Source organism: Streptomyces sp. NPDC054932 (assembly GCF_053610205.1).
On sequence record NZ_JBSGXU010000001.1, the window covers coordinates 95,159 to 107,263 of the forward strand.

Genomic DNA, 12,105 nt, shown 5'->3' on the forward strand with positions numbered 1-12,105 from the left:
TGGACCGTGGCCACCCCCGTCTATCGTGTGCTGCTCTGTGACCTGCGTAGCGATCAACTGCTCGACGTCCTGCCGATCACCGACGTCTCAATCGACGACTACATAGGCAAGATCGGCACCGCCTCGGCGACGATCCCGCTTCCGAACCGCGGGATCGCCGCCCGAGCTCGTGCTGCCGTCGAGCCCGGCCGCACGGCCCTGTGGATCGAGCGCGGCCCCGAAATCTGGTGGGGCGGCGTCCTCTGGACTGCCAACCTCACCAGCAACGACCGAGGGTTTCTCGGGCTACAGGTACAGGCCGGCGGGTGGGCAAGCTACCTCGACCACCGGGCCGTATTTCACACGCAGCAGGCAACCGACGTCGATCAGTTCGACATCGTGCGCGGACTGATCGACTACTCGGCAAGCCTCACCGGCGGCGACATCGGTATCGAGTACGACGCCGAGCAGCTCTCAGGCACCCGGCGTGACCGCACATACCGGCGCTACGACGTCCCCCGCATCCGCGAGTTGATCGACCAACTCGGCGCGGTCGAGAGCGGATTCGAGTGGCGGATCGCTAGCTACCGCGACCCCGGGAGCGGACGGCGGATCAAGAAACTGCAACTCGGCTCCCCCGTGATCCGCACCGGCGCAAGCGAGGTCGTCCTCGATCATCCGGGCCCGATCATGTCCTACGGGTGGCCCGTTGATGCCACGGTGCGGGCGAACGTCTGGCAGTCCCGCGGCGCGTCCGACAACAAGAACCAGACCAAAGAGAGTCTGCCAATCATGTCCGAGCTGCTCGTCGACGACGAGCAGCTAACCGGCGGGTGGCCCCGGCTGGACGGAACCTCGGATTACTCCACCGTCACCGAGCAGGCCACCCTCGACGCGCACGCTCGAGCTGACCACTCCGCCGCGCTGCGCCCGCAGACGATCCCCGAGGTAACCGTCGCCCTCGGCCGCACCCCACTGTCGCCCGCGCTGCTCGGCGCCACGGTGCGTGTCCGCGTCCGTGACCTGTGGTGGGCCGAGGGACTCGACCAGCGGTACCGCGTCGTCGGTCTCGCGATCTCCCCGCCCCTCCGCGGCCGGCCCGAAACGGCAAAGCTCTACTTGGAGGCCGCCTAGTGGCAGCAATCCCGCTTGACCTGCTCGACCGCATCCGCGATCTCGAACGGCGCGTACGCGAACTCTCCGGCCGTGCGAACATCCGCCCGGCTCTTGACCAGATCCTGCACGGCGACATCACCATCGGTGAGGGCGGACAGCTCATCGCCCAGACGCCCGAGGGCGTCGACACTTTCAAGGTCGGCCAGACCCCGCAAGGCGACTGGGGCGTGTTCATCCGTCGGGCCTCCGGAACGCGTGCCCTCACGGTCGGCGACGACATCCTCGAAGAGGATCAAATGATCCGCATATGGAGCCGCGACAAGGAGCGCCCGACTCCAATCCTCATGGATGACGCGTTCTCCGACCGCTTCCTCGGTCGGCCCATGCTGCCGATTCAGCTCCACCCCACCGAGCGGCAGAACACAGCGCTCACCACCTATCAGCCGGCGTGGTGGGGTTCAGGCCCAGCAACGCACGCGGTCGCCGAGATCGAACTGTTCACCTACGCCAACACTGGCGGCGGGCAGGTCAAGGTCACCATGCGGCCCGAGGGTGGAACCGCGATCACGGTCGCCGAGTACGACTGTCCGGCCGGTCAGTGGACCAACAAGTTCATTCAGCAGCCCATGCACGACATCGAGTTCATGCAGTGGGTCGAGTGGATGGTCGAGCACCGCAACAAGGAAGCCGGCCGCGACGTCGAGACGCGCCTCTACTCGGCGCTATACCGGCACACCTACAACCCCGAAGAGGCTCCCCGCGTGCCGACCCGAACCCCGACGGCCGCAGCCACCGCGCAGCGGGGAACGGGCCCCGCGGGAAGCGAGACGCCGACCGAACGGCAGAAGCCCACACCCGCGCGCGCTCCGTCCGGGCTGCGCACCCTCGAGGACTAAGGAGGGCGCCCCCTGCTGCCCGCATCCATCCCGACCGTGATCGTCCGGGCGAGGTTCCTCGCTCCCAACGGCACCCCGTTGTCGGGCTCGCTTGTCTTTCGCGCGCCGGCGACGCTCACATTTCCCGCGGCCGACGTCATCCTCGGCGGCCCGGTAACCGTTCAGCTCGACGCACAGGGCGGCGTCGAGGTCACTCTGCCCGCCACCGACGCACCCGACATGGAACCGAGCGGGTGGGCGTACATCGTGACCGAGCAGCTCTCGGGAATCCCCGTGGGCCGCTCGTACAACATCCTGTTGCCCCGGGTGCAGCCCGAGGTCGACCTCGCCGACATCGCCCCCACTGACCCGAGCAAGCCGAACTATGTCGGCGTACCGGGCCCCCAAGGCGAGCAGGGCGAGACCGGTCCCCCTGGATCGCGGATCTACAGCGGTACCACCGCCCCGGGCGCCGCCCTCGGCGTCGATGGCGACCTCTACGTGCGGTACGAGACGACGACGTTCCTCGGCGTCACCTCGACGACCGTTTCGACGTGGCAGCGGACTGCCGGCGCGTGGACGCAGTTCGGCGGCGACGTCCGCGGCGCAGCGTGGTACCTGAACAACACGACCACGCCGAGCACCTCGACGCGCCCGGGCGACCTGCTGCTGCGCACCGATACCGGCGACGTCTGGCAGCGGACCGCTAGCGGTTGGGGGACGGCGGTCGGCAACCTGAAGGGCCCGAAGGGCGACCGGGGCGACGTCGGCCCGACCGGCCCGGGCGGCGTCGTCCAGTCCGTCAACGGCAAGAGCGCCGCCTCGATAACCCTCACCGCCGGCGACGTCGGCGCCCTCGCCACCACCGCGGCCGGCACCGCGAACGGCGTCGCCACCCTCGGCGCCGACGGAAAGGTACCCGCCGCGCAGCTCCCGACGAGCTCGGGCGGCGCGGTCGCCTCGGTTAACGGAAAGACCGGCACGGTCGTCCTCACCGCGGCCGACGTCGGCGCGCTCGATCAGACCGCCGGCGACGCTCGGTACGTGCAGCCTGCCGGCATACCCGTGACCTCGGTCGCGGGCAAGACCGGCGCGGTCGCGCTCGTCGCCGCAGACGTCGGCGCCGAGGCAGCCGGTACCGCCGTCCTGCTCACCGGTGCGCAGACTGTCGCCGGCGCCAAGACGTTCAGCAGCGTGCCGTCGAGCTCGGCCGCGCCAACCACCGACAACCACCTCGCGCGAAAGTCCTACGTTGACGCCCTCGGCGGGGGCGAATGGCGCGCGTCCGACCTCGGTCTGCTGACATGGGCGTTCGACCCTGCCCTCGGGCACTCCGCCCCGCTCTACCCGGGATCGGGCCCGATCCGAGTCACCGCGGTATATCTGCGCTCGGCGGCTTCCGTGACCCGGATCGTGTGGCACTTCGGCGGGTACGCCGGCGGTCTCACCACGGGATCGTGGGCAGCGCTCTACAACTCGGCCGGAACACGCGTCGCGCAGACCGCGGACCTGTCGACCGCGGGCGCCGAGCCCGCCGAGGTCCACAACGCCGGCGGGGCGACAGTCTCAAGCCCGCTTACCGCCGCCTACTCCGCCGCGGCCGGCCTGTACTACGTCGCGTGGCGATTCCAGTACAACACCACCACCGGCGACGGCCCGATGATGCTCGTCGCCGAGAGCTCGTTCAGCGCGCCGCCCAACGTGTTCGGGCTGAACAACGTCCGCCGCTTCGGGTCCTACCCGACCGGCGCCGCGACCGCGCCGGCCTCGATCACCCTCGGCTCGATGGAGAACGGCAGTAACCGTTTCTGGACGGGGCTCGCGTAGATCGCCGCCCCGCTACACCGACGCCCCGCGCCCATGTGGCCCGGGGCTTTTTCTATGCCCGGAGGGCCCTTTGCAGTTCATCACCCGCGCCCAGTGGGGCGCCCGCCCGTCCCGATACGCGCTCACCTCCATAGGCAGCACCCGGGGCGTGAAGATCCACTATGAGGGCACGTACGTGCCCGAGTCCCTCGGCCGCCCGGACGCGCACGGGCAGTGCGCCGCCCGCGTCCGCTCGATCCAGGCGAGCCACCTCGCCAACCGGGAAGAGGACTATTCCGACGTCGCGTACAACGCGCTCGTCTGCCCGCACGGTTACGTGTTCGAGGGCCGCGGCGCGCACCGCAAGACCGGTGCGAACGGCACGGCGGCGCTGAACGTCGGGCACTACGCGGTGTGTGCGCTGCTCGGCAGCTCGGGACTGACCGAGCCGACCGACGCGCAGCTCGCCGGCCTCCGCGACGCGGTCGAGTGGCTGCGCCGCGACGGCGACGCCGGCGACGAGATCAAGGGGCACCGCGACGGACACCCGACCGCGTGCCCCGGCGGCCCGCTGTACGCATGGGTGCAGCGCGGCGCCCCGCGCCCCGGTGGCGGGGGCGGCACCGGCACGCCGGCGCAGAAGTACGAGCCGTTCCCGGGCGCCGACTGGTTCAAGCGCAACCCGCGGTCGCCGATCGTGACCGCCATGGGTCGCCGGCTCGTCGCCGAGGGCTGCTCGGCCTACCGCGAGGGTCCCGGCCCGCAGTGGACCGAGTCCGACCGGCAGAGCTACGCCCGGTGGCAGCGGCGCCTCGGCTACCGCGGCGACGACGCCGACGGGTGGCCCGGCCGCACGAGCTGGGACGCGCTCAAGGTCCCCAACGTCTGATCACCCCACCCTCGCCGCGCCCGCACCGACCGCGGGCGCGGCGCCCCTTCACGAAAGAGGAACCCCGTATGACCGACGCATCCCGCCGTACCCTCCGCACGCTCGTGCAGACCACGCTTGCGCTCGCCGTCCTGCTGCCCGCCATCGTCGACTCGTCCGGCATCCCCGCCACCCTGCCGTGGGTCGCCGCCGCGCTCGCCGTCGCCGGCGGTACCGCCCGCGTCATGGCTCTGCCCGGTGTGCAGGCCCTGCTCCCGTCGTGGTTGCGCACCACGCAGCACCGCGACGACGAGCTGCTCGCCCTCGACCGCGACCGGGACGGGCGCCCGTGACCGACCCTTCCCCGTCCGATGTCGCCCTCGAACTTGAGCGGCTGCGCGGTGTCGTCGAGGCGGGATTTGCCCGCCTCGACGGGCAGCTCGCCCTCGTCGTGCAGCGCGGCGATCAGGTCGACCGGCAGCTCGCCGACCACGAGCAGCGCCTCGACGCACTCGAAAAAACACGGTGGCCGCTCCCGAGCGTGCTCGCGCTCGTCGCCGTGATCGGCCTCGCCCTCACGCTCTGGCAGAACGCCGCCGCCGCCCGCTGAAAGCAACGCGCCCCCCGCAGACCGGCCTCGGCCGGCCCGCGGGGGGCGCCTTCGTCGTTACGCCGCGGCGACGAGTTCGCGGGCGCGCTCGTTGAAGTCCGCGACGAGCCGATGCGTGCCGAACGGCTGCATACGCCGCTGCAAGTCCTGAACAGCTTCGATGCAGCGCGAACTCTTGACCTGTCCCGACAGCGACAGCGTTCGCAAGCCAGCCGCGTGCGCTGCTTCCAAGTCGCGCCGCTGCAAGTGCGTGACTGCGAGCGCTGCCTGTGACATCGCGCCGCGCCGGGCTCGCCGCTGCTTACGCGCATGGTCGATGGACCGGCGTGCGTGTTCCTCGGCGCTCGCCGGATCGTCGATGTCTCGGAACGTGTTCGCGTGCTCGCCATGCAGGTATGCGGCGTCGATGAACGTCGCCCACTCCTGTTCGGCCTCTGGTCGTACACGACTGAACGCGGTCTCAGATTGGGTCACGGCGTGCGCCGCCGACGTCTTGTCGCCGAGCTTGGCGAGGGCCCGCGCTTCCAATGCCCACAGGTCCGCCAGACACGCCGGAGAGGTCCCGTTACCGAGCCCGGCGCGCCCCGCCTGGGCCAGACGACGCCCCTCGGCGGGATTGCCGAGCAATGTCGCTTGGTCGGCCATGCCCGCGAGCACGTGGGCACCGAGGGCTGCGTTCTTTGATTCTTCGGCGAGTCGCAGCGACTGAATCAAGTACCGCTGCGCCGTGCCGTGCTCGCCGTTGTCGTAGGCCATCCACCCGAGCAGATACGTCTGCTCGGCCGCCGCCTCACACAGAGCCCGCCGCACTTCCTCAGTGTTGGTGCGACGCAGCAACGGATAGACATGCTGGTTCATGTACTCGGCCAGGATGAGACGGCCGGAGCCGCCCCCTTGAAGAACGTCCATTTTCTGGAACTCGCCGAACATGTTCCGTACAGCGCTGACGTCTTCCAGACGCACCCGCGGCCCCGCCTCTGGTTGCTGGTCAAGGGTGTTGAGTAGCCAGTCGCGGGACGGTCCAACGGCCGCCACCGCGGCGAACGGTGCTGCGGCCAAGAAGTTACGACGGTCCACGTCCGCCCTCCCCAAGTCGGTCACTGCTTCCACGGTAACCGCGAAGGACGAGCTGTAAATGAGCGAACGCTCGGCTGTCTGTCCTTCCCCGAGCCCGAGATCGTACGTAGTGACCCGGTATCCGAAGTGCGCCGAGAGGACGTCCGCGAGGATCTCGGGCACCGGGGGGCGCGGCTGATCACCAGCCAACCAGCGTCGTACGGTCGTCGCGTCTGGCGTGATGTGCGGCTGCCCCCAAGCGTGAGCTGCGGTTTTCACGCGACGGGCGAGTTCCTTACGGCTCATGCCGGACCGCGCGACCCAACGTTCGAGATCCTCGTTCGGATTCTTCATGGTGAGCCCTTACCCCTCGGACATGGGCGGTAGCGAAGTGACACCTTCCGCCACCCCTGACGACGGTACCGCTCGGCACGCTACCGCGGTTGCCTGTACGACGAACCGAGCAGCAAGCGGCGGGAGTTCAGCAATGGCGCACAACGTCGACGTTGGTACCGCGCGGGCCGGCGGCGAGTCTCGCCCCGCTCCGCGGGAAGCGAGCGGCTTACTCCTGCTGAGTGCCGGCAGCACGACGCGTCTACCGGTCCGAGGGGGTGCCGTATGTCTGAGGTGACACGCTGGTTTCCGCGTCATGCCGTCGCCGTGCCGGAGACGCGTACGTTCGTGCAGACCTCGCTAATGGCGGGTGGTATCACTGCCCCGAATCGGGTCGACGACGTCCTGCTCTGCGTGTCCGAGCTCACCACCAATGCTCTGAGGCACGGCACAGTCGGTAACGAGCAGTTCCTCATCAAGCTCAGTGAGGATGAGACTCGGTTACGTGTTGAGGTGCACGACCCGTCCCGTCGCCGCCCTCGCCTCCAGCATTCCGCGAGTGACGACGTCACCGGTCGTGGCCTGCTCCTGGTGAACGCGCTCGCCGACGGATGGGGAGTCGAGCCACGGGGGCACGGCAAGCTCGTATGGTGCGAGTTCAGGTTAGCGGCGCCGGCGATGCCGACAACTGCCGCGGGGGAGCCGTGTTGACCGCCGCCGAGCCGGCTCTGCCGGCGCCCGCCCCCGGACTGCTGGCCTCGGTCATTGTGATGACGTCGCTTGACGACACCCCGTTAGGGCACGTGGCATTCCTGCTCATCGCCCACCCGCCGGCGCGGCGTGGGGGCGAGACTCCCCTCACCATCGAGACGCAAATGCGGGGGCTCGGCGCCGCGCTTGGTCTCGCCACATCTTCCGAGCCGCTGCCGGACATCGGCCGCCGGCTTCGGATGCAAGGGAACCGAGCCGCAATTCTCGACGTCGGCCAGTGCGACTACATGCTGCGCGTGCCCGCGGGTTCCGGGGAGTGGGCGCGATTCGTCGCCAAGGGCGGACCCGTCGTGGTCGCCCTCGGTCTGGACGAGTTGGCCCCAGGATCAGACCGCGCCAAGGTCGAGGAGTACCTCGCCGCTTCCGCTGTCGCCGATCGGCTGCTCTTGGGCAAGACCTATGTAGCGGCCCCGTCCGGAAGATGGGTGCGCGACCGGCAGGGCGGCACGGCATGAACGTGACCACCCTCCGCCCGCGGCTATCCGAGTCCGACGCCGTATTCCGCCCGTCCCGCCGTGACATCGACCCGGAAACGGGACAGCCGGAATCGCGCGCTCTTTGGGATCGCCACGACTGGCAGCTCGGCACCTGCTGGCTCTGGTGCGGGTTCATTGAGACCGAGGTGACTTGGCTCGGCCCCGTCCAGTCCAGCGGCATACACGCCGATCTGTACGCCTGCCGAGGCTGCCTATACCGCCTCGACCAACTCGTGCTGCTCACCAACCTTCGGAAGGACAGCCCGAGTTCCAAGACTCCCGCCCCCGTCGGCGACGCGTTCAATCCGCCGGCGGGGGCGGGGCGCCATCGCAAAACACAACCCACTCACTGAGCGGAAGGACCGCGATGTTCAACTACGCCGACCGAATCCCGACCGGTAGCCCGTTGCCGCAGGGGCACCTCACGCCGGCCCCTTGGGGACTGCGCCGACTGGCGCCGTACCCGGCCGCCGATGCGCCCGGGCACGTCCGCGTCGAGCTCAACCCGGTTACTCAGATGGGCCGCTACTTCGACCCCGCCGGCGTCGTCGTCATGTCCCCCGGCCACGGCACCAGCAGCGGCACGAACCCGTCGACCGGTACCTCGCCCGACGGCACGGGCAGCGCCACGGACACGGACACCGGGAACGACACCGACCAGTGACACAGGATGCCCGCCCGGTCATGGTCGTCACCAACCTTGAGGACCCGACCGCGGATCTCGTGATCGCCGAGCTGCACGACCGGGGCGTCCCGGTCGTGCGGCTCGACTCCGGAGACTTCCCCGCCACCCTGTCTTGCTCCGCCCACATCGGTGGAGAACTGACACGGTGGGGCGGAAGCGTCGTGACGCAAACTCGCGTCGCCCAACTCGGCGCCGTTCGGTCCCTGTACTACCGACGACCGTCCGGGTTCGCGTTCCCCCATCTCGACGAGCAAGACGCACGCTTCGCCGTCGCACAGGCCCGCTACGGGCTCGGCGGTGTGCTCGCGTCCCTGCCCGACTGCCTGTACGTCAACCATCCGAACCGCATCGGCGACGCCGAGTACAAGCCCGCCGGCCTCGCCGCCGCCGCGGCGGCCGGATTTAAAGTGCCGCCTACCCTGATCACGAACGAGCCCCAGGAAGCGCGAGCGTTCATCAAGGAGCATGGGCCTGTCATCTTCAAGCCCCTGTCGGCGCCTCTCTACCTCCGTGAGGGTGTCTCGCAGACCGTGACGGTGGCTGAGGTCAGCGCGGACGAGATCGACGACTCTGTCGCGGGCACCATGCACCTGTTTCAAGCACGCATCGACAAGACCGCCGACGTTCGGGTGACGGTGGTCGGTGAGCGCATCTTCGCCGTCCGCATCGACTGCGATCTGCTCGACTGGCGCACGGACTACAGCACCCACACCTACAGCGTCATCCCGACGCCGCCCGAGGTCGAGCGCGCGATCTTCGCGTACCTTCGGCACTTCGGGCTCGTCTTTGGCGCCTTCGACTTCGCCCTCACGCACGACGAGTGGACTTTCATCGAGTGCAACCCGTCGGGCCAATGGGCGTGGATGGAACCGCCAACGGGCCTGCCCATGACTGCGGCCCTGGCTGATCTTCTGGAACGAGGAACCCATGCCACCCGATGACTCCAACAGCACCGCCGCAAAGCTGCGGCAGCAGCTCGCCGGCCAGCTCGCCGCCGGCGGATGGTTGCGCACGCCCGAGTGGCGAGCAGCCGTTGAGCACGTGCCCCGGCACGAGTTCCTGACCCGGTTCTACACCGAGGCACTGAACCCCGGGGTCACCACCTGGACGCCGATCAGCGCTGATCTTGTCGGGGGCGACGAGTGGTTGACGATCGCCTACAGCGACCAGACGCTCGTTACGCAGTTCGACGAGCACCCGGTCGACTGGAGCGAGCCGAGGCCCGTCAGCAACGCGAGCCCGACGTCGTCCTCGACGCTCCCCTCGCTCGTCGTGCGCATGTTGGAAGACCTCGACGTGCGCGACGACATGGCCGTGCTCGAACTGGGCACGGGCACCGGGTACTCGACCGCTCTCCTGTGTCAGCGGCTCGGCGACAAGAACGTGACGTCGGTCGAGACGGATCACGACGTTGCCGATCGGGCCCGTATCGCGCTCGCGGGGTGCGGGTACTACCCGCGGCTGGTGACCGGCGACGGTCAGCTCGGCCACCCGGGGCCCGCGCCGTACGACCGGACGATCGCAACCTACGGCGTCCGCAGCGTTCCTTCGGCGTGGGTTGAGCAGACCCGGGCCGGTGGTCTGATCGTGACCACGCTGCGGGGGTGGATGCGGTCCCTCGGGCTCGTTCGGCTCACGGCGGAGGGGAACGGAAGGGCAGAGGGCCCGTTCATCGCGGCGGACCCGAGCTTCATGATCGCAAGGCAGCAGAGCGCGCCGGCGAGCATGGGAATGATCCCCGCACCGGACCAGGGCGAGACCCGCGAGACGCCGTTCGGCCGCGAGCTGCTGTCCATGCCCGACAGTGGATTCGTGGCACAACTCGCCATGCCGAGCGTGCGCTACTTCACCATGCCCGATGAGAGCGGCGTCGAGCACACATACGTGCTCGACGCCGAGAACGACTCGTACGCCGTTCTCACACAGCGGGGGCCCGGTGAGTGGTCTGTACGGCAGGGCGGCCCATCCGCCCTGTGGGACAACCTCGAAGAAGCGCTGCACCTGTGGCACGCGGCCGATTCCCCACCCCCGACAGGGTTCGGCGTGACAGTGACGCCGAACGAGCAGCGAGTGTGGCTCGGTTCCTCCGACGGGCCGAGTTGGACCCTGCCCAAGTGAGACCCCGCCCGCCTGTCACCCACCCGTGAGGGTGGCGGGTGGGCGGCTACTCGCTTGCGCTGCGATCGAGGACGAATGTGCCGCGCTGCGGCACGGTGTGCACGTATCCCTTGTCGCGCAGGTACTCGACGGCGTGGCGCGCGGTATCACGGGCGACGCCGAACTCAGCCTTCATGGCTGACTCGGAGGGAATGCGCCGCCCGACCGCTAGCTTTCCGCTCTCGATGTCCGCGATCACGAATTGCGCGATCTGCATATAGACCGGAGTCGCCGACTCGTGGTCGACCTCGCGCACTGGTCCCTCGCTCACTGCCATGCCTTGAGGGTAGACAACGGGCCACATCCCCGAGCGTCACCAGTCGTTGCCGTACGTAGGTAGACGAGGGTAGACAAGTTGGCTACGGTCATCAACGACAGAGCCCCGGCGACCGCGTAGGACCGGTCACCGGGGCGTGAGCGTCACCAGCTATCGAGGAGCTGACGACATGCGCGACCTTATCGCCCCCCTGTACCCGTTGCTATGGCTGCTGTGGGCCGCCCCCTTACTCGTGCTTGCCTTCCGCACCAGGAAGCCGGGCCGGCACTCCGCCGCCCACTTCACGACGCAGCCCACCCCCGTCGAGCTCTCCCCTTCCATCTGGCTCAAGCCATGGACGACACCGCCCTCGCCGCACATCGCCGAGCGAAACGAACCGTTCGAGGATGAGCTGCCCGACGTGATCCGCCCATACGTTGCAGGCTTCCCCCCGCCTCGAACCGAGCAGGAATGGCAGCGCGAGCGGTGCCGAGCAGCAGCGTTCGCAGCAGCAGGCAAGGAATACCCGTACAGCTATCCCGGAGCGCCGATCCCCGCGGGCGCCGCCCTGTGACCCCCGCCGTCTGCTGCGGTTGCCACCGCGACACCACCGCCCCGATTCCGGTGAGATCAATCGAGCGCCAAAGCGGCGCCCCCGTCACGGTGTCGGCGTGCCCTGACTGTGCCCCTCTGTACTCACCCGCCCCGACCGCGGGCGAACACATCAGGCGCCAAGGGCTCTGAACACCAGCAGGCCCCGCCCGGATCGCTCCGGGCGGGGCCTCGCGCTCGCCACACCTATCCCTCAGCGCCGGACGGCGACTCGGAAGCCACCGCGACGCCGAGGTGCCGGTGCAAGTCGTACCGCGACACCTTGTACGCCCGCCCATGGCGCAGGACCCGCACCGGATACCGGTTGGTCCGCGCGAGGTGATACCCGGTCGTTCGGCCGAGGTGCAGCGCCCGATTAGCGGTCTCCAGCGGGACCGCGACGGGAAGGGTCATCAGCTCGTCGTGTGTCATCCCCTGCTCTGTGCTGCTCATCATCTGCCCCCTGTGACATCGGTGTGCACGTCGGCCCGATGGTGCCGAGTAGTGCTAGATCAGCAACGTACGA

The 12,105-nt window shown here is 69.1% G+C and carries 15 protein-coding genes; 13 read left to right on the top strand and 2 right to left on the bottom strand.

What is annotated here, in order from left to right:
• Nucleotides 1–6: 6 nt before the first annotated feature.
• The 6 genes from ACWGE1_RS00510 to ACWGE1_RS00535 all read left to right on the top strand — a co-directional run bounded on the left by ACWGE1_RS00510 (nucleotide 7) and on the right by ACWGE1_RS00535 (nucleotide 5,254).
• A complete protein-coding gene (locus ACWGE1_RS00510) occupies nucleotides 7–1,113 on the top strand; it encodes a hypothetical protein (protein ID WP_453418354.1) in 1,107 nt (368 codons plus the stop codon).
• Nucleotides 1,113–1,991 carry a hypothetical protein gene (locus ACWGE1_RS00515; protein WP_453418355.1) on the top strand — a complete coding sequence of 293 codons (879 nt, stop codon included), beginning with the start codon at nucleotides 1,113–1,115 and terminating at the stop codon, nucleotides 1,989–1,991. The genes ACWGE1_RS00510 and ACWGE1_RS00515 overlap by 1 nt, the downstream gene beginning before the upstream one ends.
• Nucleotides 1,992–2,027: 36 nt before the next feature.
• Nucleotides 2,028–3,797 (top strand): hypothetical protein, encoded by a 1,770-nt coding sequence (locus ACWGE1_RS00520; protein ID WP_453418356.1) that lies wholly within the window; start codon nucleotides 2,028–2,030, stop codon nucleotides 3,795–3,797.
• A 70-nt stretch (nucleotides 3,798–3,867) separates the two neighbouring features.
• Nucleotides 3,868–4,665 (top strand): peptidoglycan-binding protein, encoded by a 798-nt coding sequence (locus tag ACWGE1_RS00525; protein ID WP_453418357.1) that lies wholly within the window; start codon nucleotides 3,868–3,870, stop codon nucleotides 4,663–4,665.
• 68 nt (nucleotides 4,666–4,733) lie between these two features.
• The gene (locus tag ACWGE1_RS00530) at nucleotides 4,734–4,997 is read left to right on the top strand and encodes a hypothetical protein (RefSeq protein WP_453418358.1); all 264 of its coding nucleotides are present in this window, start codon (nucleotides 4,734–4,736) and stop codon (nucleotides 4,995–4,997) included.
• Nucleotides 4,994–5,254: a hypothetical protein gene (locus ACWGE1_RS00535; protein WP_423647308.1), complete on the top strand. Its 261-nt coding sequence runs from the start codon at nucleotides 4,994–4,996 to the stop codon at nucleotides 5,252–5,254. Before ACWGE1_RS00530 ends, ACWGE1_RS00535 begins: the two co-directional genes overlap by 4 nt.
• 57 nt (nucleotides 5,255–5,311) lie before the next feature.
• On the opposite strand, the gene ACWGE1_RS00540 is transcribed toward ACWGE1_RS00535, so the two are convergent.
• Nucleotides 5,312–6,664, bottom strand: a complete 1,353-nt coding sequence (locus ACWGE1_RS00540) for a transcriptional regulator (RefSeq protein WP_453418359.1) — start codon at nucleotides 6,662–6,664, stop codon at nucleotides 5,312–5,314.
• Between the two features lie 264 nt (nucleotides 6,665–6,928).
• On the opposite strand from ACWGE1_RS00540, the gene ACWGE1_RS00545 reads away from it, so the two are divergent.
• Genes ACWGE1_RS00545 through tgmC form a run of 6 tightly spaced genes read left to right on the top strand, consistent with a single transcriptional unit; the run spans nucleotide 6,929 to nucleotide 10,693 of the window.
• Nucleotides 6,929–7,354 carry an ATP-binding protein gene (locus ACWGE1_RS00545; protein WP_423647310.1) on the top strand — a complete coding sequence of 142 codons (426 nt, stop codon included), beginning with the start codon at nucleotides 6,929–6,931 and terminating at the stop codon, nucleotides 7,352–7,354.
• Nucleotides 7,351–7,869 (top strand): hypothetical protein, encoded by a 519-nt coding sequence (locus ACWGE1_RS00550; protein ID WP_423647311.1) that lies wholly within the window; start codon nucleotides 7,351–7,353, stop codon nucleotides 7,867–7,869. Before ACWGE1_RS00545 ends, ACWGE1_RS00550 begins: the two co-directional genes overlap by 4 nt.
• Nucleotides 7,866–8,243 carry a hypothetical protein gene (locus tag ACWGE1_RS00555; protein ID WP_423647312.1) on the top strand — a complete coding sequence of 126 codons (378 nt, stop codon included), beginning with the start codon at nucleotides 7,866–7,868 and terminating at the stop codon, nucleotides 8,241–8,243. The genes ACWGE1_RS00550 and ACWGE1_RS00555 overlap by 4 nt, the downstream gene beginning before the upstream one ends.
• 14 nt (nucleotides 8,244–8,257) lie before the next feature.
• Complete coding sequence (tgmA, locus tag ACWGE1_RS00560) at nucleotides 8,258–8,554, top strand: putative ATP-grasp-modified RiPP (RefSeq protein ID WP_423647313.1); 297 nt, start codon at nucleotides 8,258–8,260, stop codon at nucleotides 8,552–8,554.
• A 20-nt stretch (nucleotides 8,555–8,574) separates the two neighbouring features.
• A complete protein-coding gene (gene tgmB / locus ACWGE1_RS00565; protein WP_423647314.1) occupies nucleotides 8,575–9,516 on the top strand; it encodes an ATP-grasp ribosomal peptide maturase in 942 nt (313 codons plus the stop codon).
• A complete protein-coding gene (gene tgmC, locus ACWGE1_RS00570; protein ID WP_453418360.1) occupies nucleotides 9,503–10,693 on the top strand; it encodes an ATP-grasp peptide maturase system methyltransferase in 1,191 nt (396 codons plus the stop codon). Before tgmB ends, tgmC begins: the two co-directional genes overlap by 14 nt.
• Nucleotides 10,694–10,739: 46 nt before the next feature.
• On the opposite strand, the gene ACWGE1_RS00575 is transcribed toward tgmC, so the two are convergent.
• Nucleotides 10,740–11,009 (bottom strand): GntR family transcriptional regulator, encoded by a 270-nt coding sequence (locus ACWGE1_RS00575; RefSeq protein WP_453418361.1) that lies wholly within the window; start codon nucleotides 11,007–11,009, stop codon nucleotides 10,740–10,742.
• Nucleotides 11,010–11,178: 169 nt separating this feature from the next.
• Between ACWGE1_RS00575 and ACWGE1_RS00580 the strand changes: the two genes are divergently transcribed.
• Nucleotides 11,179–11,562 carry a hypothetical protein gene (locus tag ACWGE1_RS00580; RefSeq protein ID WP_423647317.1) on the top strand — a complete coding sequence of 128 codons (384 nt, stop codon included), beginning with the start codon at nucleotides 11,179–11,181 and terminating at the stop codon, nucleotides 11,560–11,562.
• Nucleotides 11,563–12,105: the final 543 nt, after the last annotated feature.